This is a genomic window from Paenibacillus uliginis N3/975, from assembly GCF_900177425.1.
Taxonomy (GTDB): Bacteria; Bacillota; Bacilli; order Paenibacillales; family Paenibacillaceae; genus Paenibacillus_AQ; species Paenibacillus_AQ uliginis.
This window is the reverse complement of sequence record NZ_LT840184.1, coordinates 5,952,627-5,974,897: the sequence shown is the minus strand read 5'-3', so window position 1 is coordinate 5,974,897 and position 22,271 is coordinate 5,952,627. Positions and strand designations below refer to the sequence as shown.

Below are 22,271 nucleotides of genomic sequence, written 5' to 3'. Positions count from 1 at the left end.
TATGAAACTGGTACTACTGTCTGGCGGGTCAGGCAAAAGATTATGGCCTTTATCCAATGATGCGAGGTCCAAACAGTTTCTTAAGGTGCTCGAGAATGATAGCAACGAGCTTGTTTCTATGGTACAGCGTGTGTGGGGACAAATAGCAGCAAACGGTTTAGCAGAATCCTGCTACATCGCTACGAATAAGTCTCAAATTGAAATTATGCGAAGTCAAATCGGAGAGGATATTCCTCTGATTGTTGAACCTGAGCGGAGAGATACATTTGCAGCGATTATGTTGGCAGCTACCTTTTTATATTCCCATGCAGCAGTTGGATTGGATGAAGCGATTATCATATTACCGGTTGATCCTTATGTAGAGAATCATTTCTTTGATTCAGTAAGGCAATTAGAGTCAATACTAAATTGCTCAAATGCTGAGATTGCTCTTATTGGTGTACAACCAACTTACCCTTCTACTAAGTATGGATACATTATTCCTTCAAAATCCGACGACAACAATTTTTTGAAAGGTGATGGATATATCTCAGTCAGCCATTTCCAGGAGAAACCAACGGAAGAGATTGCAGAGTTATTAATAAATCAAAATGCACTTTGGAACTGCGGAGTATTTGCGTTTAAGCTTGGATATGTTATTGAATTACTGGAACGTAAAGGAATTCCTATCCAGTTCGAAGAGTTATCCAAGCAATATCATAAACTTCCTAAAATCAGTTTTGATTACGAAGTATTGGAGAACGCATCCGAAATAGTAGTACTTCCTTATGAAGGTTATTGGAAGGATCTTGGTACATGGAATACGTTAACAGAGGAAATGCAAAACCGCCAAATCGGTAAAGGTATCATAAGTGATGACTGTTCTAATACACATCTTATTAATGAGATTGACATTCCAGTTTCAATACTTGGCTTATCCGATGTAGTTGTAGCTGTAAGTCCTGACGGTATTTTAGTGTCTGATAAAAGTGCAAGCCCTCGTCTAAAGGACTTCATCAATTTTGAACAGGGTCCGATGTACGAAGAAAGGCAATGGGGTTGGATTCGAATACTAGATGATCATCATTACGAAGACGGACGTTGTGTGACAACGAAACGAGTAAGCATTCAAAAGGGTAAAAATTTGAGCTATCGAATGCATACTAGTCGTGAAGAGGTATGGACTATTGTTAAGGGCAAGGGCGAATTCATTCAAAACGGAAATTTCATGGATGTGAATGTTGGCAATGTTCTTCATATTCCGATGAAGACACTGCATAGTATAAGAGCTTTGTCTGAACTTGAAATCATTGTGGTTCAGAGTGGAATCAAGCAGGAACATAATCAAGTGATAGAACTATATAATACTTGGGATGAGATAGCACAACACTGTATTAAGGTTTAGAAGGAGTAACCTTAATTAAACGCCTAACAAATTATTAGGTTCAAAGCGTTAGCAAATTGATCGTTTATTTCCCTCTTGGTATGAGTATTCAAGCCGGTAATCTTGATTCTTTTAAGATGTGGCAGGATGATTCATGCTTATTTGTCGTGTCCAGCAATATAAATGTAAGTGGCAGAAATATTTCACTATATGCCATTTTATAGGGATAATTAAAGTACTTGAGAGGAGCTTGTAGGATGAAATTATCTGTGATCGGTACGGGATATGTCGGATTGGTATCAGGTGTGTGCTTCTCAGACCTTGGTAATGAGGTAATATGCGTCGATAAGATAGAAGCCAAAATCGAAATGCTGAACCAGGGCGAGGTACCTATATATGAACCTGGTCTAAAACAACTTATAGATAAGAACAAAAACCAGGGCCGTCTTCATTTCACGACAGATTTAACAGAAGCTGTCCAAAAATCAGATGCTGTCTTCATTGCCGTAGGTACCCCCTCTCTTCCTAATGGGCAAGCAAATTTAGGTTATATTGAGCAAGCTGCAAAGGAAATCGGTGAGTCATTAAATTGTTTCAAAATTATTGTAACCAAAAGTACAGTACCTGTAGGAACAAATGAGAAGATACGGGAAATTATCTCTAAACACTCGCAGTTTCCATTCGAGGTTGCTTCTGTTCCGGAGTTTTTACGGGAGGGCACAGCTGTTCAAGATACTCTTCATCCAGACAGAATTATTATAGGAACTTCTAATGAATTTGCAAGAAAGCAGTTAATTGAGCTTCATACTCCATTAACAGAAAATATAATAGTGACTGATATTCGGAGTGCTGAGATGATCAAATATGCTTCCAATGCGTTTCTCGCTACGAAAATATCATTCATTAATGAAATTGCTAATATATGCGAAAAGGTGGGAGCTGATGTTACACAGGTCGCCTTTGGAATGGGGCATGATAAACGCATCGGTTCATCATTTTTAAAAGCTGGTATTGGTTATGGTGGTTCATGTTTTCCGAAAGACACACAAGCATTGATTCAAATCGCAGGACAGATGGACTACGATTTTAAACTCTTAAAATCGGTTGTAGAAGTGAATCGTGATCAACGATTCAATGTTATTAGAAAGCTAGAATCCATCTTGGGGGATCTAACGGGAAAGACCATTGCCGTTTGGGGACTTGCTTTTAAACCAGAAACAGATGACGTAAGAGATGCACCTGCTTTCGAAGTAATTTCTTCTCTGTTAGAGAAAGGGGCAACTGTAAAGGCATATGATCCGATTGCAACGGAGAACTTCATGAAAAATTTTAGCGCAGAAGAGGTAGAGTATTGCTGGAATGCACGTAATGCGGCCGAAAACGCAGATGCACTATGCATACTAACTGAATGGAAAGAATTTCGAGATATATCACCTTGCCTTATCCAGTCATGGTTAAAATCGCCCAATTTAATTGATGGTCGAAATATATATGATGAAGAAGAACTTGCAGAAACTCAACTGATCTACTATTCCGTAGGAAGACCGAATATGAATAAAGGCGTTAAAGAAATGAATCCCATTTTATTAACTTAAGTTGAATTGAGAGGTTCTTCCTATGCTTAATGTTATGAGTATTGATAAAAGTGATTTTTCAAATGAGATGTCTTTTATGCTGTTGATATTACGCGAAGATATAATCTTGGAAGAAGAGACAGTAAAGCGATATATTTCAAATATAAATTGGGATAATTTTCTGAAGCTGGTTACGCATCATCGTGTCTATTCTCTTATGTATGTTAAATTAAATAAGATTGGCTCTAGCTTAATTCAAGAAGAGGTTATGTTAGCTCTTCGACAACTCTATAAAAATAATACAGTAAAGATGTTACAGTTAACGCGAGAATTATGTGTGGTTTGTAGAACACTTAATGATCAGGGGATTCGTTCAATCGTGTTAAAAGGCCCTGTTCTTGCTCTTCATCTTTATGGAGAATTATCTCATAGAACCTCAAAAGATTTAGATATTTTAATTGATACTAATGATGTTGAAAGAACCAAAAAAGTGTTGGAAAAACTTGGATATTGTCCAGATAATACAGATGCACATTTATTTTGGAAAAAGAAATCACATCATATTTCATTTCTTCATTCATTACACTCTACACAAATAGAGATTCATTGGCGTCTTAATCCAGACATAATAAGTTCACCTTCATTTGAGGAGCTTTGGCAAAACAAAAAAATAATGGTGATTTATAATCAGGAGTTTAACCACCTAGGGGATGAAGATTTATTTGCTTATCTTGCTGATCATGGTGCAAGACATGGATGGTTTCGTCTCCGTTGGTTAATAGACATTGATCGTCTAGTTAAAAATCAGATAGATATCCCCAGATTAAATAATCATTTTAAATTATATGGAGGGAGAATTTACGTAGAACAAGCAGTTCTGTTGAGCAACCTGTTATTATCATCTAAGATTCCCCTAGATATTCAATCGTTATTAATTAGTAGGAAATCAATTAAACTGGCTCAGATGGCTCTGGATGGAATTAAAAATAGTCCCAATGTGGAAGAAGGTTTTACTTCTAAATATAAGCAAAGTATTAATTCAGTATTGACGGGAAGACAGAAAACTCTCCTTTTACTTAAGAGACTTCTTCCAAGTTCACTGGATGCGGAGATACTTCCTTTACCCAGATCGTTCTCTTTCCTGTACTTCCCACTTCGACCATTCTTGTGGTTTTGGAGGTTAATGAAGAGGACATGATACAACATAATTGGTAACTTTAAAGGAGCACCTTCATAGGCAACCGCGCTAATGTCAATATGTAATTAAACAAAAAAAAAGAGGCCTTTCGTTATAATTTGTGGCTAAAGATGCGTCTTCTAGGCTAATTGAGAAATTTGATATAGAGCCTCTGCGGGCATGAATACTCGTAAGAAATTCGCGATGATAACCAGCTTATCATGCCCGTCCTTCCGTAAAAATTCAATCTGTTTTTATCCATAGAAGCAAAGTGAAAATAAATTCATGAGCAATTGCAGAGGCTCTTTAAGAAAGCTTAATTATAGACCCAGACCTAGTAAGGGAGTAAATGTAACTCCTGCTGCTGCTAAGCTTCCAGGACAGTTAAAGACAATTGTGATTTTTGTGTTGGTTGATGATTGTGCTTGATCTACACTCCCGGTTTCACCTGTTCCCCAATATACCGAAGTAATATCACATGTTTCTGAGAAACTTTGTCCTCCTGGGATTGAGTCCTTTACGATATAGTTGAGACGTTTTACTACACCAGATCCGTCATTTCCGCCGACACATGTGACTAAAGCGGTCGAGATGCATTTATATCCCATATTGCTGGATGATCCGGGGGCTGTTGTAATAACAAGCATCGCAAATCCAAGTTGTCTCTGTTGTTCTAACTTATTTCCGTTAAGTTGCTCAATATCAATGGTAATCATCGCTTTACCATTTATGGATGTTGTAGGTATTAGTTGTCTCTCGCTTAAACCGAAGGTACGCCTGAACCTACGATTTCCACTAGAAAAGAAGCGTTCTAATCGGGTGTCAAATCTCTTAATACCTAATGCCTGGTAAACCGAATCATCAAATTCAATTGAAATATAGGGGCTATAAGATAACAGATCAGGATTAAAAGAGGGTGCACACGATACAATTCCATTCAGTAAGTCAGTGAATCCAAAGCAGTTTTTAATGCTAATCCTATTGGGGAGATTAAATAAAATAATGTTGGAATCCCTTGGTCCTGATGCTGAAGAAAGTAGACTATTCTGTATTGAAATTACATTGCCTTCGTTATTGGCTAAGTTAAGTACAGGGGGCATAAAATTATATACAATTGGATAGCCACCTCCTCCTTCACCTCCGAAGCGTGCACCATCAATAAATAGACCACTATGTTGACCTGAACTTTCATAACAATCAATCCATCTGGGATTTGCTCCAGATTGTGGAGGAAGTGATACAAAAACCCCCCCTCTAATATTTAGAAATCCATCGTTATATATAGCTGCTCCATCTGAGCCATCATGGGTAATCCAGCAATCATTCATCGAGGCCATATCGCAATAGTTTTTTACAACAACCGATGTTTTCCACGATCTGCAACTGGTCATTGTTAAAATAGTGCTCCGGCTTGCAGCAAAGCTACCAGTGTCTACTCCAACATTACACATATGAAAGTAAAGGCCTTTTAGTTGAATATTAGATATATCAACGTTACCTGTTGTAAGATAAAGCGCGGTATTATACCCAATAAAACTGATGTTCTCTGCTCTGAATTGCGTTGCTTGAGCTGTTGCATTAATGCAATCAATTGATTTATCGCTCGGGTTGGCCACCAGGTAGGTTTGCCCTTCTGATTCGAGATAAATACCTTTATAAATCTTAATAGGTGAACTTGTTATATACTGAGTTGCTTTAAATACGACAGGTATTGCATTACTATAATATGCACTTCCTCCAATAGAATTACTGCCAAGAACTTGATTTTTTGCATAATCAATAGCACGTTGAATTCTTTGTGTATCATCTTTTTCAGTTATATTTCTGGGGAAATTTTCAACATAAACTTTATCCGGTATACTATTCATCTTTTCACCACCTCAGTGGGGTTTTGTTATCGTAAAGTTCCTTTGCAGCTGCATTATTATATTACTGACAATTGTAATAAGTGCACCCTATGGGCAGTTAACTACTAGTTACTGTTAGATTGTCAGAATCCTCGCTACCGCAGCACGTTTTGCTACGACTATAAAATGTGGCTTGACTCCCCTTGTATGTATGAAACGAATTCTTCCCCCTAATAAAAGTATATTTTTATTTTTTGTATACATATTGGAACATTGATTTGTTATAATGATACATATTGTAACTATTATGCACTTATCTTGTTTTATAAAAAGGGGGTTCCTATCCATGAGCGCTGAATTAATCACGGTAGATGATCTTATCGTACAATCCGAAGGTTTCCTGGTAAGTGATATGGATGGCGAAAAGGTGATGCTGAGCATCGAAAATGGCAAGTATTATAATCTCGGTCAGATCGGCGGCCGGATATGGGAGCTTGTTTCTTCTCCTGTCACTATCGCTAGCATGGTTGAGCAACTAGTGTCCGAGTATGAGATTGAACCTGAGGTGTGCGAGCAGCAAGTACAAATATTCCTGAAGCAGCTTACAGCTGAGGGACTCGTGCAGGTGAGAAAGCAGTAATGCGTTTCTATAAGAAAGTACGCAGATTTATGTCTTATCCTTCAGATGCGAAGCGGATGTTCGTCGAAGCTTACTTTTATCTAGCGTGGGGGAGAGTGCTCAAGCTGCTCCCTTTCTCCAAAGTAGCTCCTTCCTTGGGGGAACATATGAAGGAGACACCTTATACAGGCTATACGGAGCAGGACCTCTTACTGCTGCGTAAAATTTCAAAGGCTGTCCATACGATGAGTCGTGTAACGTGGTGGGAGAGCCAGTGTTTGGTCAAAGCCATCGCAGCGATGAAGATGCTTGAACGAAGAGGGATTCCGAGCACACTTTATCTGGGAAGCGGCCGGGATGACAAGGGGCAGATGGCTGCTCACGCTTGGCTCCGCAGTGGTTCTTACATTTTAACAGGTAAAGAAGGACACGAAAGGTATGCCGTCGTAGGAATATTCGGGAGTGGTATACAGTCTGAGGCTTTAGCGCCTATAGAACGGTAATCTGCATAAGGAGTTTTTGAATTGAAGGATCTATTCTATTTTTTTCGTAAGCTCCGTCGGGTCGCAGGGTTTAGACTATACATAAATATGTGTATGACTTTGTTCATCAGTTTATTGGATGGTATTGGCATCTATTTGATCGTTCCTCTCCTCAGTATTATAGGCGTATTTCAAACTAATATGGATGGGATACCGTTGATCTCTTCTCTGCTTACCCAAATCAAGTCATGGTCATTTGAACTGAATTTGCCGATTGTGCTGGCTTTATATGTTGTCATTGTGGGAGGGCAGGCGCTTCTCCAGCGAAGTCAGATGTTATTGAATTCGAAAATACTGCAGAGCTTTATCCGTACGCTTCGAATTGAGACGTATCAGGGATTAATACAGGCTAAATGGGAGTTTTTCCTTCGTAAGCGCAGGTCGGATTTTAACCATGTGATGTCTAATGAGCTTGGGCGTGTGAATCAGGGTATCTTTCTATTCTTACAAATGATTTCTTCCTTTTTATTTACGATGATACAGATTGGCCTTGCACTATGGCTGTCTCCTATGCTAACTATGGTCGTCCTGCTCAGCGGTGGACTGCTGGCTCTGTTCGGGCGCAAGTTTATCAAAAAGTCGAAGCGTATTGGTGAACAGACAACAGAACTGTCTAAATATTATTTTGCAGGAATCAGTGAACATTTCAACGGCATTAAGGATATCAAAAGTAACCGACTAGAGCAGTCCCATATGAACTGGTTCAGCAACTTATCTCGAAAAATGGAAGATAACTTCATTCAATTCGGGAGGGTTAATTCGCTGTCCCAGCTTATTTATCGCCTATCATCCGTTGTGCTGATTGCCGGCTTCGTTTATCTGGCGCTTGAGGTTCTCAAGACACCGGCTGAGCAATTGATTATAATTGTCCTTATTTTCTCGCGTTTATGGCCAAGGTTTATTAGTATTCAATCGAATACGGAGCAGCTTGCATCCAATTTTCCTGCCTTTCAAGCCATGCGTAAGCTGCAAATGGAATACGAGGCGGACAAGGAGCTCGGAGAATCGGCCTCTAGATCAGAACCCAACCCGTTTCGTATGCATAAGGGAATTGAATGCCGGGATGTAGGCTACCGGTACGATTCCAGTACGCCAGTATTTGCTTTAAGGGACATTAATGTACGCATTCCCGCGAATCGCATGACGGCAATCGTTGGCAAATCCGGTGCAGGCAAAAGCACACTCATCGATATGTTGATGGGACTGATTCCACCGGAGAATGGACAGGTAATGATTGATGGAGTGTCACTTCGAAATGAGCAGCAGCTTCTGTCACTGCGCAGCGCAATCGGATATGTGTCACAGGATCCCTTTCTCTTTAATGAGAGTATTCGGGATAATCTGAAGCTGGTCGCTCCTTCCGCTAATGATTCTGAGTTGTGGGAAGCTTTGAAGTTCTCAGCCTCCGATGAATTTGTGCGTAAGCTACCGCAAGGTCTGGATACCGTAATCGGTGACCGTGGAATTCGCCTGTCCGGAGGAGAACGGCAGCGGATTGTGCTTGCAAGAGCGATCTTGAAGCGTCCTGCCATTCTTGTATTGGATGAGGCGACAAGCGCACTGGACAGCGAGAATGAACGACTGATTCAAAATGCGCTGGAGCTTCTGAAAGGAAGCATGACTATTATCGTCATCGCTCATCGACTGTCTACGATCCGCAATGCGGATCAGGTAATCGTCATGGAACAGGGTGAGGTTATACAGCAAGGCGGCTATCAGCAACTGTCGCAGGAGAACAAAGGCACCTTCAGACAGCTGCTCAATTATCAGACGGGTGCTCAGATGTAAGCAGCTGTCAGGATATGCATCTGCAATAATAGAGGTTTGGAGTAAAAGGCAGCCGCCCCTTCATTATGGGGGCGGCTGCCTTTTACTCCATAAAAGTATTAAAACCCCCATTTTGGATCCCAAGACCGTGGACCACCTCCTGGTCTCCAAAGGAAGAAACCACCCTCTGGTCTTCCGCCAGGATGACCGCCTCCTTACCCCTCCAACGAATATCCCAAACATTGTGAAAATTGAAGGCCCAGCACTTCAAGGGCAACTGCCATTTGTTTTTCTGAAGTACGGGTCTTCTGATCAAGTCCAAAACGTGTAAAAAACCGCCCCGCATTTAGCGGAGCGGTTTCATAGCTGACCTGTAACCTTTTCTATTCAGTTGCATCAGCCTACATAATTAAAGGGAGAGAAGGACCGTTTGCAGATGCTGTAATGCAATTATTGTGTCAATTTCGGTGTATTTACAGGAACTGTTCTGGCTTTGGTAGCTTGCTCAAAGGAATAAGCAAGGTCAAGCAGCTTTTGCTCACTGTATACTGTTCCCAAGAACGAGATGCCCACCGGTACTCCCGCTTCCACTGTTCCCGCAGGTACGGTTACTTCAGGGAAGCCTGTAGTTGATGCCACGTAACTTGCTGTATAGGTATCATATGCTGTGCAGACAAAGGTAGGATCCTCTTTGTCAAAGCGGTTTGAAGCAGGGCAGGACATTGTAGGGAAAACAAGGGCGTCCAGCTTGTTGTCCTTCATTATTTTTGTGATTTCTTCACGAGTTACTGGAATTTCTTTATTAATGATGTTCTTGTACTCTTTGGAATACAGGGTATCAGCTTGTGCCAATGCTGTCTTCAAGCCTTCCAGACGCGCAGGGTTAACAGGCGTCGCTGAGTTCAATACTTCAGGAGACTCACTGATGTCGATCACTTTCTGCAGTGTTTTGGGTGCGCCGAAAGGAAGTGTGCTCAAATATTTTTCAAACTGTCTTTTGAATTCCGCATCCCCTATCGGTCCAAGAATTGGAGTCCAGAGGTATTTGGTTTGCTCGGAGAATGTTACAGGCACGACAGCCGTTCCCATGCTTTTCATTTTCGCAATAGCTTGATTCGTGATAGCATCTACTTCAGCATTGTCACCAAAGAAATCAGTTGCCACGCCGATACGAGCATGCTTCAGCGAAGAAACGTCCAGCGCATTGGCGTAGTCTTGAACATGATTCTTCGCAAATTTCGTCGCTTTATCTTCTTTATCTGTTCCAGCCATTGCAGTGAGTACTGAGCTTGCGTCCGTGACACTGCGCGCCAATGGACCTGTTACGTCCAAAGAAAGCGAGGAAGGGACAACACCACTGCGACTGGTCAATCCTAGAGTCGGTCTGATACCTACTAGGCCGGTAACATTGGCTGGACCTCTAACGGAACCAGAAGTATCCGTTCCAAGTCCGAATACGGCAAAGTTAGCTGCTACAGCTGCAGCACTACCACTGCTGGAACCGGAAGCATCACGGTTCAGGTTGTAAGGATTGAGCGTCAAACCACCCATGGAACTATAGCCCAGTCTGCCGTAGGAAGCGGCGAGCTCGGACATATTTGTTTTGGCAATGACAATGGCTCCGGCATCAATAAGTTTCTGTACGGTGAATGAATTTTTAGTAGGATAGGCATCCTTCAGCGCTACAGATCCGGCTGTTGTCGGCATGCCAACAACGTCAAAATTATCTTTTACGACAAAAGGAATGCCATGAAGCTTGCCTCTTGGTCCTTTAGATTTGCGCTCGGTATCAAGTGCCTTTGCTGTTTCAAGAGCTTGGTTGTTAATCGTAATAATGGAATTTATAGCAGGGCCTTGTTTATCAAAGGCCTCAATACGTTTCAGATAGTATTCCACCAGTTCTTCCGATGTAATTTGCTTTGAGCTCAAAGCATTTGCGACTTCATCGATGCTTTTCTCAAACGGATCAAACGTATTTTTCGCTATTTCGGCATTTGCATGATTCCACGGAAAAATCGCAGCAACTAGCAAAATAGCTAGTAAAGTTTTGAAATTTAAAACTTTTTTACTCACGTGTCTTACCTCCTGATGTCTTTTTAATAGTTCATAATGCTCATTTTGTTTTTCTCCCCCTTAATAGTTATCGTACCTTCTCCCGAAAAAATGAATAGAATCCGACAAAAGTCCCTTTTATTCCGCAAAATATTCGACAATATTTAACAAAAACTGATCTTTTGCCGATAGTATGTGAAGACGATACTTCAATGTTTAAAAAATGGAGGAGAGACAACTTGAGAAAGAAACTGCAGTGGAATCTGAAGCTTCAACTACTGGTGACGATGGTCATCCTGGTATTGCTATCGACATTATCGCTGGGCCTCGCGATAAATCAGAGAGTTAAGCACGACATGGAGGAGAACTTCTATGAAGCTACCCGAAAGGAAATCAAGCAAGTTAGCGGCGCTATGAACCTGTACTTCAATACCGTGAATGAATCGGTTGAATACTTTGCCAAGCAGCCGGTCATCCAAAAGATCGACAGTTCCATCACCTCCTATGTGAATGCAATAGGAGAAGACGGAACTATTCAAATGACTCCATCAGAAAAGGCAGGTATGGAATCACAGATTTATAACTTCTTCTTGAATTATTCCAAGACGCATCCAAATGTGGCTTATCTCTATTTGGGAACAAAGGATGGAGGATACATACAATGGCCACAAGGCACTTCCACCGATAAATTTGACCCGAGACCCAGACCGTGGTACACCCAGGCAGTTGAGAATCCCGATAAAGTCATGCGAACGGGTGCTTACGCTTCCTTTACCGGTAATGTTCCGATCGTGAGCTCTTCCGTTACCATTAAGGATAAAGCAGGTAACATCGTTGGTGTCCAAGGTGTAGACGTAAGCTTGGAATCGCTGACGAAGACCATCAATGACATTAAAATCGGTAAAGCCGGCTATGTCATCTTGGCAGACCAAACCGGCACGATCCTCGCAAATCCTAAGAATCCAGAAACTAATTTTAAAACGATAAAGGATCTGGGTGTGGAGGAATTTGCTGACATCGACAAGATGGTGGATAAAAATTTTGAAATCACCATGAATAAGAAGAACTACACCGCTAGCGTTTACGTTTCACCGGAAACCCAGTGGAAATATATCTCAATCATGGACAAAAGTGAAATAGAGGAATCAATCAATGCGATTCAGAACATTATTGTTCTCGTCATGGCTATTATCGCTGTTATCGCCATCGGGGCTTCCTTGTTTTTATCCGGCGCGATTACGAAGCCGATAAATGCTGCTGTACAGTATGTTCAGCAAATTGGCAGTGGTAATCTGGCCACCGATATTCCGCAATCCATGTTGAACAAACGAAGTGAAGTAGGTACCATGGTACGGGCTATTAACACCATGAAACAGGATATCCAGAAAATGATCGGTGGGATTTCTAGTTCGGGGCATATCGTCTCTCAATCGGCGGTCAACCTTAAAGACAGTATGGATCAGACTCAAAAGGCTTCCTCGCAAATTACCGAGTCAATCATTCAGCTTTCCACCGCTTCAAGCGATGAGGCGAATACTGTTATGGAGGGCTCCGAAAAAGTCGACGAACTCGGCGGAGCGATCGATCAGGTCACGGCATCCACTCAGGAAATACTGGATATTGCTCGTCGCACAGGTGAACTGAATCAACGCGGCATAGTCATTGTGCAGGAGTTGGTAGGAAGATTTAACAGTACACTGCAATCTTCACAGGAAACAGCACAAGCCATTAATCATGTGAGTGAAAGCGCTGGTGAAATCAGTAGCATACTTGTCACTATTCTTGAAATTTCAAGACAGACGAATCTGCTGGCCCTAAATGCGTCCATTGAGGCTTCAAGAGCAGGTGAACATGGGCGCGGATTCTCCGTTGTAGCTGCCGAGATCCGCAAGCTCGCTGAGCAATCAACTTCCGCTGCGAATAATATCAGCCACATTATTTCAAATGTAAACAGTCAGGTGGGAGCAGCTGTTCAGGCCATTGGCACATCACGCGAGCTGTTTATGGACCAGGAAACGGCGGTCCGGGAAACCGAATCGATCTTTAACGATATCATGGTCTCCGTAGACAGCCAAATGGACAAGACGAGCAAGGTTGACGGCCATATCCAGGTGATGGTTGAAAAGCGGCATGAACTCACGGACGTCTTCACCAATATCTCAGCGATTACTGAAGAAAATGCTGCTATTACCCAAGACGTGTCCGCGGCAGCCGAGGAGCAGCTGGCTACGATTGATGACGTGGCAGGTTATCTGTCTCAGCTCAAGGGACTCTCTAACGATCTAGAGGACAATATTAAGAAATTCACCATAAATAACGAGTGATTTACGCCCCTCATTGAGGAAGGTACTCTTCAGAACAAAACAATCTAGCCCGGGAAAGCATAGACTTCTCCGGGCTGGTTTGTTTTGTTGCCATCAGAAGGGACACAGAAGGAACACCCATTGTGGTGTCCCTTCTTTTTGTTCTGCATATCAGTAGTAAAATGTAAACGCATCCCTATTCATGATATAATGGCATCTAATAGTCTATTATATCGAGAGTTCTGGATTCATTGTGAGAACTGGGTCAGGAGTGTTGCGGGGATGAGAAGATATAACGCGTTGCGTCCGGTGATGTTGATTGCGGTTGCGCTGCTTACGAACAGCTTGTTTACAAACCTTTGCGCCATGTTTGGCATGTCGCCTGAGTCAGCAAGTAACGTTGGTTTTATTGCCATGATGATTGCCGCGCTTGTAATGTATAACCGAATGACGAAGCACCGCCGTAAATAAAAGTCATTCAAAATAATGAACTATTTCATAATCATGTGTATGTAAGTACCGTCAGTTGCATCTTCTGTGACGCTTTTGACGGTATTTTTGCGTTCAAAGAATTACAACAAAATTCGGGAAATGAAACCTTTTACCTGGATCTAATGTATTATAAGATGGGATATAATCTTTTCGAGGGGGAGCTCATTTTGGGAATCTTGTCGAGATTTAGGGATATTATGAAAGTCAATGTTAACGCTTTATTGGATAGGACAGAAGATCCGGAGAAGACGATTGTTGATTACATGCGGAACTTAAACAGTGACCTAGGCAAGGTTAAAGCGGAAACAGCATCGGTGTTAGCGGATGAGAGAAGGGCGAAAAGAGCATTGGATGAATGCAAAGCCGAGATCAAAAAGCTGCAAAATTATGCTGAGAAGGCAGTGGAAGCCGGTAATAATGAGGACGCCTTAAAGTTCCTGGATAGAAAGGAAATGCAGGTAGAGAAGCAAAACCAATTACAAACCGCTTATGACTTAGCGTCTACAAACAACGTGAGTATGAAACAAATGCAGGATAAGCTTGTGTCGGATATGGGACAGCTGGAAGCGCGGCGTACGGAGCTAAAAGGGAAGATGGCCGCTGCTAAGGCGCAGCAACAAATGAATTCAAGCGGCTCCTCCTTGGGCGGTGCGAACGCTGCTTTTAACGCGATGGAAGAGAAAGCGAACCACGCTTTAGATGAAGCGATGGCCCTGGCTGAACTTAGAGCAGGAGCAAAGGAAGACGATCTGGATGACCTGATCGCACAATTGGAGAAGAAGACGAGCACGGATACGAATACGACTACAAATGCCGAAGATGAGTTGGCTGCAATCAAAGCAAAAATGAAAAAGCATGAATAACCAATTCTTTTGTTATTGAGGTGAGCAGATGCCGGTTATCGAATACAAATGTCCAAACTGCGGTAGTGGCATGGTTTTTGATGTTGAAACAGGGATGTTATCCTGTCACAGTTGCGGAAGAAAAGACAATATTGAGAAAATTTCTGATCCTCTGAAGAAAAATGTTTTTTCAGAAGAGGATAAGGCCAGGGAGTATCATTGCAATAGCTGCGGAGCTGTTATTATGACCGATGCGGAGACGAGTGCAACGACCTGCAGCTTTTGTGGTTCAGCCGTTGTTCTCGGCGATCGACTGACCGGGAAACTGGCTCCCGCGAAGATCATCCCTTTTTCAATTAGTAAGGAACAAGCGATGAAAGCCTTCCGAAAATGGTGCAGAAAAGGCATTTTGACACCAAGGGGGTTTATGTCAGCGGATCGAATCAAGGGAATAACGGGGTTGTATGTTCCTTTCTGGCTATATGATTTACATAATGATGTAGAGGTTCATGGCCGTGGTACGAAAGTGAGTAGCTACACAAGCGGTGACTACGAGTATACAGAAACGGATTATTATGAAATATACCGAAAAATCTGTCTGGATTATGTAAAGGTACCGATTGATGCTGCGGAAAAAATGAATGATGATCTGATGGATAAATTAGAGCCATTTCCTTACGATCGACTAGAAGACTTTAAAACTCCGTATCTTGCTGGTTACATTGCTGAGAAATATAGCTATGACGATGAGGAGCTTTTACCGCGGGCTAAAGAAAAAATATACAAATATATTGATTCTTATATTGATTCTACGGTGAACGAATATGACGGCGTGAGCTATTCCGATGTCCAAATTGATACGGAAATAGAGCGTGCTGACTATGTTTTGCTTCCCGTTTGGGTGGTACTCTATAAATACAATAAATCGGAGTATACCTTTGCCATGAACGGTCAGACGGGCAAGGTGGTTGGCAAGCCTCCGATTAGCAAGGCGAAAGTGACCGCATGGTTTGCAGGTATTTCCGGCATCATTTTTCTTGCATTGCAGCTGGTGGCCTTTTTGATCCTTGGGGGTGAGTTCTGATGAGAAGGTTGAGAGTGATCCCTATAGCCTTGTTTTTCTTCGCAGTTTTGCTGGCCGTCCCTTTGGAATCCACTGTGGCCGCAGCGGAATTGAAGCCATTGATATATGATGAAGCGGGGCTGCTCAATCAGGAAGAGTATGATGAGCTGAACGTTATGGCTAATGAATACGGAGCCGAGAGAGAAACGGACATCATGATTGTTACGATCGACAGCCCAGAAGCTTACGACGTTATGGCTATGACGCAAGATTTTTACGATTACAATGGACCTGGTTATGATAAGACTCATGGTAATACGGTCATTTTGATGATGGATATGACTCACAAAGAGTTTTATTTGGCCGGATTTTATAAAGCAGAGGAGTACTTGGATGACGACAGACTTGATAAGATACGTAACAAGATCACCCCGGATTTAAAGAACGGTGATTATAAGCTTGCATTTCAAAAGTATATCGAAACTGCACACAGATATATGGGATTCGACCCAGAGGTGAACCCAGACAATATATTATTAAATATTTGGGTTCAATTGGGCATTTCAGTGGTCATCGGGGGGATTATCGTTACATTGATGGTTCGTCGTTCCGGCGGTCGTATTACGGTAAACTCGCGGACATACGAGGATAGCAGTAGTTCAGGACTTCTGGATTATGAGGACTCGTACCTTCATACAAGTACAACGAGACGGAAGATTGAGAAGAGCGATTCCAGCTCAGGCGGCGGAGGAGGGACGACCTCAGGCGGTCATTCGCATAGCGGAAGCAGAGGATCATTTTAACGGAAGGGATGGATGAAAATATGGGGTTCTTCAGAAACCAATTTGCGAATGTTGTGGAATGGGAAGAATTTAGAGATGACATGATTTTTTGGAAGTGGAGCAACCGGGAGATTAAAAAAGGAAGTAAGTTAGTTATTCGCGCCGGTCAAGACGCGATTTTCGTAAATAACGGCAAGATCGAAGGGATTTTCGAGGATGAAGGGGAGTATAGCATTGATTCGGACATCATCCCATTCCTATCTACGTTAAAAGGATTTAAATTTGGCTTTAACAGCGGGATGCGGGTGGAAGTCTTATTCGTCAACACGAAGGAGTTTACCGTCAGATGGGGGACGCAGAATCCGGTTCTGATCCCGACTCCTCAGCTTCCAGGCGGCATGCCTATTCGTGCCAATGGTACGTTTAATTTTAAAGTGAACGATTACGTTACGTTTATCGATAAGATTGCCGGGATGAAAGACAGTTATCTTGTTGAGGATGTTAAAATCCGCATTACTTCCATTTTGGATCAGTTGTTAATGAAGTGGATCAGTAGAGAAGGGAAAGACATGTTTAATCTGCAGGCGAATGCTTCTGAAATTGCCAAAGGCATTCGTGAAGATCTGGATATGGAAGTGATGGACAACGGAATGACGATTACCGGCTTTCAAGTGATGAGCTTCAATTATCCTAAAGAGATTCAAGATATGATTACGAAGACAGCTTCCCATGAAATGATCGGTAATCTGCAAAAGTATCAACAGGTTAGCATGACGGACGGTATTGCATCCGGAAAAGTACAAGGCGGTGGCGCTGCTTCGGATATGGCAGGCATGATGATGGGGATGAACATGGCGAATGAAATGATGAAAAATATGAACCAAAATCAAAAGCCTCCGGTTGAACCCCAGCAACCTGCACCAGTTGATTCCTCTACTCCTGAAGGTAATAAAAAGCCCAACTTCTGCCCTAACTGCGGTGCGAAAAACGAAGGGGCTAACTTCTGCCCGAATTGTGGTCAGAAACTGAACTAAACTTGTAAGCCGGAAAGCCGGCATAACGAAGCAAAACTACGCTTTACCCCCACCAATATAAGCAAAAAAGCGACCTCGTAAGGTCGCTTTTTTAATTTTGGGAATTTTACCATATTAGCAAAAACAATTTGGTGTGCCTTGAGAATCACTCTCCCCAGCACCATCTTGGGTATGCGGGCTATCGTCAAACCCGTTTAATGTCAAATGATTGCACTAAAGTATCCTCCTGATTACAAATGTATTTAGGTTATTTCTAGTCGTCATCCGTAGAATCCTTTTTAGTGACAATTAGGTCTTGGAAGCACTCACTAGTATTCTAACTTGCAAAAGGGTAACTGGTTACATATAATATTAGTAACTAGTTACCTTTTAGGATCGGAGGTATTTTATTTTGACTGAAATAGAGAAAAAAGCTTACATCTTTGGTGGTATTCTCACTTTGGCAAACCGATTACAGGTTCTTGGTGACAAATTAGATGAGAATGTGACGCTAAAGCAATGGTTGTTGATCGCCGTTATTTCAAAGTTTGGGCGACCATCTCCGACCATAAGCGAGGTGGCCGAGATGATTGGAAACTCCAGACAAAATGTTAAGAAAATGGCCCTTATTCTTGAGAGGCAGGGCTTTTTTTCACTAATGAAAGATGACGATGACGCAAGAATCTTTAGAATTCACCTTACGCCTAAATGTATGACGTATTTCCAAAGTAGAAGTGAAAAAGAGGTTCAATTTATGGATGCATTGTTTGATGCATTTGATGAAAATTTGACGGATGGATTATATGAAGGAGTCCGTAAGTTAGCTGATAACGTGATTAGAATGGAGAATGCTCATGATGAAGAGGAAAGGGGCTAAAAAAATAATGTGGATGATCGTTGCGATCATTGCAGTTATAGTCGTTGGAATTATTGTATTTTTTAATGTACCCTATTCCAAGACCAAAACAGCATTTAATCAAGTAGTAACAGAACATATCAATAACTCTAAAGCTGTAAATGATGTTTTTACGTTAGATGACGTTAAAGAATTGCCGCATCCTGTCCGTAAATATTTTGAATATAGTGGATACATCGGCACTCCCAAAATGTCCTACATGAAAGCGGCATTTAAAAATGTGGATTTTATTATGTCTCCAGAGAAACCAGCTTTAAAAATAGACTACACTCAGTATAACTTTGTTCACGAGCCTATAAGATTTGCCTATATTGACACTGCTATGTATGGAATACCATTTGAGGGGTTTGATAAGTATACGGATGGTGATGGCAGCATGAAGGGAGTTTTGGCTAAAGTAGTTACATTGTTTAATCAAAAAGGTGAGGAAATGAATAAAGCTTGTCTAGTGACTTTTCTTTCGGAATCTTTAATCATGCCAAATGCTGTCTTACAGCCTTATATTACTTGGGAGGCAGTGGATGATACCCATGCAAAGGCGACTATATCATATAACGACTTATCGGCAAGCGGGATCTTCACTTTCAATGAGAATGGGGAACTACTTTCCTTTACAACAGAAGATAGATCCATCATATCTGCCGATGGGGCAATTCAGCAAGTGAGATGGTCGGTTAAATTTAAAGACTACAAGTCGATTGGAGAAATCAAACAGCCAACTCACCTTCAAGCCGTTTGGAATTACGATCATGGAGATCTCATATATTTTGACAGCAATTGTTTTACGGTTGAGTATGATACAAATTAAGAATCCGATTTCATTGCTTATCCATCGTACTACTCATTATAATGGGGGGAATGTCAGTCAATAAAGATATAGAAAGGGGCCTTTGTACGTGAATGGCTCGATGATCATTACCCTGGTTGTATTAGCAATAGCATCAATTTTGTTCATATCCGGGAAAGTACGATCCGATTTGGTTGCCATAGGATCATTGATAGTATTAATGCTATTCAAAATTCTAACACCCGGTGAGGCATTATCGGGCTTCTCCAATTCCGTTGTTATTATGATGGTGGGTTTGTTTATCGTGGGTGGAGGGATTTTTCAGACTGGGTTGGCCAAGCTGCTGAGCAACAAGATGCTGCAGCTGGCAGGTACGAACGAGACCCGGCTACTCATGATGATTATGATTGTCACGGCACTGATTGGTGCATTTGTCAGTAACACAGGAACAATCGCTGTGATGATGCCCATCGTTGTAAGTTTGGCGAAAAGCGCAAAGACCAATCCGGGAAGATTTCTGATGCCGCTGGCCTTTGCAAGCAGTCTTGGTGGAATGCTGACCTTGATCGGAACACCGCCGAACCTGGTCATTCAGGATGTTTTGCTTGCAGCCGGATATGAGGGTGTATCCTTTTTTACGTTTACGCCGATTGGTCTTGTTTGCATAGCGGTAGGATTATTGTCGATGCTGTTTCTGCGCAGATTTCTCCCGAAGAATGATCGAGGTGCAGAGAATCGTCGCCATGGACGTTCGCTTCAGGAACTGGCACGGGAATACCAGTTGACGCAGAACCTTTATCGAGTACAAGTAGGAGCCAACTCGCCAATCTCTTCCAAGACACTGCAAGAACTCGAAATTCCTGCCCGATACGAACTGAATGTTATTGAAATTCGACGGAGAATTTCAGCCAAGAACCAGTTTTTCAAAACAATTAACCAAGAAATCGCTACATCAGAGACGGTCATTCAGGAAGAGGATATTTTGTATGTCCACGGTCCTATCGAGCGTGTCGAGGAATTTGCTAACGATTATGACTTGCTGATGCTGGATCATCAAATTCCAGAGAACAAATCGACAGACATCGTGCAATATGCAACGAATGATGTCGGGATTGCCGAAGTGATGCTCACTCCTACCTCTCGGCTAATAAACAGGCTGATCAAGGAGTCAGGCTTCAGAGAAAAATATCGTGTAAACATTCTGGGCATTCAAAGGAAGGACCAGTACATTCTGCATAACCTGAAAGATGAGAAGATGCGTTTCGGTGATGCGATGCTTGTTCAGGGAACCTGGAAGGACATTGCTTTGCTGGCGAATGAACCGGATATCGTCGTAGTTGGCCAGCCGATTGAAGAATCACGTAAGGTGACAATGGACAATAAGGCGCCGATTGCAGCCGGAATTATGCTGTTGATGGTGCTGCTATTGATCACAGACTTTATCCCCGCTGTAGCATCGGTGATGATCGCTGCGGTGTTAATGGTCGTATTCGGTTGTGTGCGCAATATGGAGGATGCCTATAAGACGGTCAACTGGGAGAGTATCGTGCTTATAGGGGGGATGATTCCGATGTCGATTGCGATCGAAAAAACGGGGGCCGCAAAGCTGCTTTCCGATGGAATGGTCCATTTATTGGGCGACTACGGACCCTTGGTGATGCTTGCAGGCATTTACTTGATCACATCGATCCTTACATTGTTTATTAGCAATACAGCGTGTGCGGTGTTGTTAGCACCAATCGCACTGGGGGCCGCTCTTCAGTTTGGCGTTAATCCCTATCCGTTCTTGTTTGCTGTATCGATCGGTGCGAGCATGTGCTTTGCATCGCCATTCTCTACGCCGCCGAACGCACTTGTCATGTCGGCCGGCCGCTACAAATTCACCCATTACCTCAAGGTGGGACTGCCGCTTCAAATCATGATAGGAATCGTGATGGTCGCTGTACTCCCTCTGTTTTTCCCATTCTACAAATAGGGACCGACCCCATTTGTCTCCTCAAACATGAAGAAGGGCACCTCAAAGGTGTCCTTTTTTTGTGTTGCTGAAGACGTGGAGGGATCATGGCACTTTTTCTGTTTTTATGTTCATTCTCTCTTTTCTGACATTTGTCATATTTACTTTCTGACAACCCACACTAACTGCAGTTACGGCCCCTTCGCTACAATGAAGACAACAAGTAACGAACACGATGATTGAAAAGGATGATAAATGATGACAAAAGCCATTGAATGTATAAATCTAATGAAGCAATTCGGCGATTTTCGCGCCGTTGATCATATGAACCTCAGTTTCGAACAAGGTCGAATATCGGCGTTGCTCGGACCGAACGGTGCAGGCAAGACAACAGCCATATCCATGATGCTCGGGATGTTGAAACCGACGTCAGGAGAAGTTCAGGTGCTAGGAATGCCTGCAGGATCAAAAGAATTACGCCAACGTGTCGGAGCGCTGATGCAAGATGTGAAAGCAGCAGATGGGCTCACGGTCAAAGAAGTGCTACAACTCTTCCGCAGTTATTACCGGAATCCGATGTCACTTGAGCGGTTGTTTGATATTTCAGGTCTTCATGCGGATGCGAAGCGAAGAGCTTCCTCTCTGTCAGGAGGACAGCGCCGAAGATTGGCTTTCGCGCAGAGCTTAGCAGGCAATCCGGAACTCATCCTGCTCGATGAACCAACGGTAGGGATGGATGTCGAAGCTCGCGGGCGCTTCTGGGACACGATCCGAGCACTGGCAAGTGACGGTCGTACGGTACTTTTAACCACGCATTATTTGGAGGAAGCGGATGCGGTCGCTGACCACATTGCGGTAATTGCGAGTGGTCGGGTTGTCGCGGAAGGAACGCCTGAAATGTTAAAAGCACAGGCAGCGCTTCGGACGATTTCTTTTCGGGTAGCGAATGCACATGAAGAACATGAATGGCTGCAATTGCCCGGCGTAGAAAAGGCAGAGTGTTCCGGGCAGCGAGTTCGTCTTCACGCACATCAGACTGATGAATTGTTATTTACATTGATGCAGTCCAATTGGGGAATTACAGATATTGATGTACAATCAGCCAGTTTAGAAGAAGCTTTTCGAAGTTTGACGGATACAAACCCATCTACCTTGAATAACAAAAGAGCTTACTAGGA

Annotated in this window: 18 protein-coding genes; 16 read left to right on the top strand and 2 right to left on the bottom strand. The window is 42.5% G+C overall.

The features are described 5' to 3' along the window. Position 1: 1 nt before the first annotated feature. From B9N86_RS27755 to B9N86_RS27745, 3 genes are all read left to right on the top strand, one after another. Complete coding sequence (locus B9N86_RS27755; protein WP_208916285.1) at positions 2-1,384, top strand: sugar phosphate nucleotidyltransferase; 1,383 nt, start codon at positions 2-4, stop codon at positions 1,382-1,384. Positions 1,385-1,620: 236 nt separating this feature from the next. Beyond that, on the top strand, positions 1,621-2,958 hold the full coding sequence (locus B9N86_RS27750; protein ID WP_208916283.1) for a UDP-glucose dehydrogenase family protein: 1,338 nt from the start codon (positions 1,621-1,623) through the stop codon (positions 2,956-2,958). 22 nt (positions 2,959-2,980) lie between these two features. Then, positions 2,981-4,135, top strand: a complete 1,155-nt coding sequence (locus tag B9N86_RS27745; RefSeq protein WP_208916281.1) for a nucleotidyltransferase domain-containing protein — start codon at positions 2,981-2,983, stop codon at positions 4,133-4,135. Between the two features lie 299 nt (positions 4,136-4,434). On the opposite strand, the gene B9N86_RS27740 is transcribed toward B9N86_RS27745, so the two are convergent. Then, positions 4,435-5,982, bottom strand: a complete 1,548-nt coding sequence (locus tag B9N86_RS27740) for a hypothetical protein (RefSeq protein WP_208916279.1) — start codon at positions 5,980-5,982, stop codon at positions 4,435-4,437. Positions 5,983-6,307: 325 nt separating this feature from the next. On the opposite strand from B9N86_RS27740, the gene B9N86_RS27735 reads away from it, so the two are divergent. Genes B9N86_RS27735 through B9N86_RS27725 form a run of 3 tightly spaced genes read left to right on the top strand, consistent with a single transcriptional unit; the run spans position 6,308 to position 8,910 of the window. Beyond that, positions 6,308-6,601, top strand: coding sequence for a lasso peptide biosynthesis PqqD family chaperone (locus B9N86_RS27735; RefSeq protein WP_208916277.1), 294 nt, complete (start codon positions 6,308-6,310; stop codon positions 6,599-6,601). Next, positions 6,601-7,083: a lasso peptide biosynthesis B2 protein gene (locus B9N86_RS27730; RefSeq protein ID WP_208916275.1), complete on the top strand. Its 483-nt coding sequence runs from the start codon at positions 6,601-6,603 to the stop codon at positions 7,081-7,083. Before B9N86_RS27735 ends, B9N86_RS27730 begins: the two co-directional genes overlap by 1 nt. 21 nt (positions 7,084-7,104) lie before the next feature. Next, positions 7,105-8,910, top strand: a complete 1,806-nt coding sequence (locus tag B9N86_RS27725) for an ABC transporter ATP-binding protein (RefSeq protein ID WP_208916273.1) — start codon at positions 7,105-7,107, stop codon at positions 8,908-8,910. A gap of 429 nt (positions 8,911-9,339) precedes the next feature. On the opposite strand, the gene B9N86_RS27720 is transcribed toward B9N86_RS27725, so the two are convergent. After that, positions 9,340-10,962, bottom strand: coding sequence for an amidase family protein (locus tag B9N86_RS27720; RefSeq protein ID WP_208916271.1), 1,623 nt, complete (start codon positions 10,960-10,962; stop codon positions 9,340-9,342). A 218-nt stretch (positions 10,963-11,180) separates the two neighbouring features. Between B9N86_RS27720 and B9N86_RS27715 the strand changes: the two genes are divergently transcribed. The 10 genes from B9N86_RS27715 (at position 11,181) to B9N86_RS27670 (ending at position 22,269) form a co-directional block, all read left to right on the top strand. After that, a complete protein-coding gene (locus B9N86_RS27715) occupies positions 11,181-13,265 on the top strand; it encodes a methyl-accepting chemotaxis protein (RefSeq protein WP_208916269.1) in 2,085 nt (694 codons plus the stop codon). A 261-nt stretch (positions 13,266-13,526) separates the two neighbouring features. Continuing rightward, on the top strand, positions 13,527-13,715 hold the full coding sequence (locus B9N86_RS27710) for a hypothetical protein (protein WP_208916267.1): 189 nt from the start codon (positions 13,527-13,529) through the stop codon (positions 13,713-13,715). Between the two features lie 188 nt (positions 13,716-13,903). Further along, on the top strand, positions 13,904-14,599 hold the full coding sequence (locus B9N86_RS27705; RefSeq protein WP_208916265.1) for a PspA/IM30 family protein: 696 nt from the start codon (positions 13,904-13,906) through the stop codon (positions 14,597-14,599). A gap of 28 nt (positions 14,600-14,627) precedes the next feature. Beyond that, positions 14,628-15,662 carry a TFIIB-type zinc ribbon-containing protein gene (locus B9N86_RS27700; RefSeq protein WP_208916262.1) on the top strand — a complete coding sequence of 345 codons (1,035 nt, stop codon included), beginning with the start codon at positions 14,628-14,630 and terminating at the stop codon, positions 15,660-15,662. Continuing rightward, positions 15,662-16,444 (top strand): TPM domain-containing protein, encoded by a 783-nt coding sequence (locus tag B9N86_RS27695; protein ID WP_208916260.1) that lies wholly within the window; start codon positions 15,662-15,664, stop codon positions 16,442-16,444. Before B9N86_RS27700 ends, B9N86_RS27695 begins: the two co-directional genes overlap by 1 nt. A 20-nt stretch (positions 16,445-16,464) precedes the next feature. Further along, a complete protein-coding gene (locus tag B9N86_RS27690) occupies positions 16,465-17,457 on the top strand; it encodes an SPFH domain-containing protein (RefSeq protein ID WP_208920871.1) in 993 nt (330 codons plus the stop codon). A gap of 391 nt (positions 17,458-17,848) precedes the next feature. Further along, positions 17,849-18,313: a MarR family winged helix-turn-helix transcriptional regulator gene (locus B9N86_RS27685; RefSeq protein ID WP_208916258.1), complete on the top strand. Its 465-nt coding sequence runs from the start codon at positions 17,849-17,851 to the stop codon at positions 18,311-18,313. Next, entirely contained in the window at positions 18,291-19,160 is an 870-nt protein-coding gene (locus tag B9N86_RS27680; RefSeq protein WP_244562873.1) for a DUF6544 family protein, read from the top strand. The genes B9N86_RS27685 and B9N86_RS27680 overlap by 23 nt, the downstream gene beginning before the upstream one ends. A gap of 88 nt (positions 19,161-19,248) precedes the next feature. Continuing rightward, positions 19,249-21,114, top strand: coding sequence for an SLC13 family permease (locus tag B9N86_RS27675; protein WP_208916256.1), 1,866 nt, complete (start codon positions 19,249-19,251; stop codon positions 21,112-21,114). Between the two features lie 237 nt (positions 21,115-21,351). After that, entirely contained in the window at positions 21,352-22,269 is a 918-nt protein-coding gene (locus B9N86_RS27670; RefSeq protein ID WP_208920867.1) for an ABC transporter ATP-binding protein, read from the top strand. Positions 22,270-22,271: the final 2 nt, after the last annotated feature.

Bases quoted from the DNA above. Each gene is read 5' to 3' on its own strand.
- B9N86_RS27695 (WP_208916260.1), top strand. From the start codon at position 15,662: ATGAGAAGGTTGAGAGTGATCCCTATAGCCTTGTTTTTCTTCGCAGTT.
- B9N86_RS27745 (WP_208916281.1), top strand. From the start codon at position 2,981: ATGCTTAATGTTATGAGTATTGATAAAAGTGATTTTTCAAATGAGATG.
- B9N86_RS27750 (WP_208916283.1), top strand. From the start codon at position 1,621: ATGAAATTATCTGTGATCGGTACGGGATATGTCGGATTGGTATCAGGT.
- B9N86_RS27710 (WP_208916267.1), top strand. From the start codon at position 13,527: ATGAGAAGATATAACGCGTTGCGTCCGGTGATGTTGATTGCGGTTGCG.
- B9N86_RS27700 (WP_208916262.1), top strand. From the start codon at position 14,628: ATGCCGGTTATCGAATACAAATGTCCAAACTGCGGTAGTGGCATGGTT.
- B9N86_RS27680 (WP_244562873.1), top strand. From the start codon at position 18,291: ATGATGAAGAGGAAAGGGGCTAAAAAAATAATGTGGATGATCGTTGCG.
- B9N86_RS27730 (WP_208916275.1), top strand. From the start codon at position 6,601: ATGCGTTTCTATAAGAAAGTACGCAGATTTATGTCTTATCCTTCAGAT.
- B9N86_RS27670 (WP_208920867.1), top strand. From the start codon at position 21,352: ATGACAAAAGCCATTGAATGTATAAATCTAATGAAGCAATTCGGCGAT.
- B9N86_RS27690 (WP_208920871.1), top strand. From the start codon at position 16,465: ATGGGGTTCTTCAGAAACCAATTTGCGAATGTTGTGGAATGGGAAGAA.
- B9N86_RS27755 (WP_208916285.1), top strand. From the start codon at position 2: ATGAAACTGGTACTACTGTCTGGCGGGTCAGGCAAAAGATTATGGCCT.
- B9N86_RS27735 (WP_208916277.1), top strand. From the start codon at position 6,308: ATGAGCGCTGAATTAATCACGGTAGATGATCTTATCGTACAATCCGAA.
- B9N86_RS27740 (WP_208916279.1), bottom strand. From the start codon at position 5,982: ATGAATAGTATACCGGATAAAGTTTATGTTGAAAATTTCCCCAGAAAT.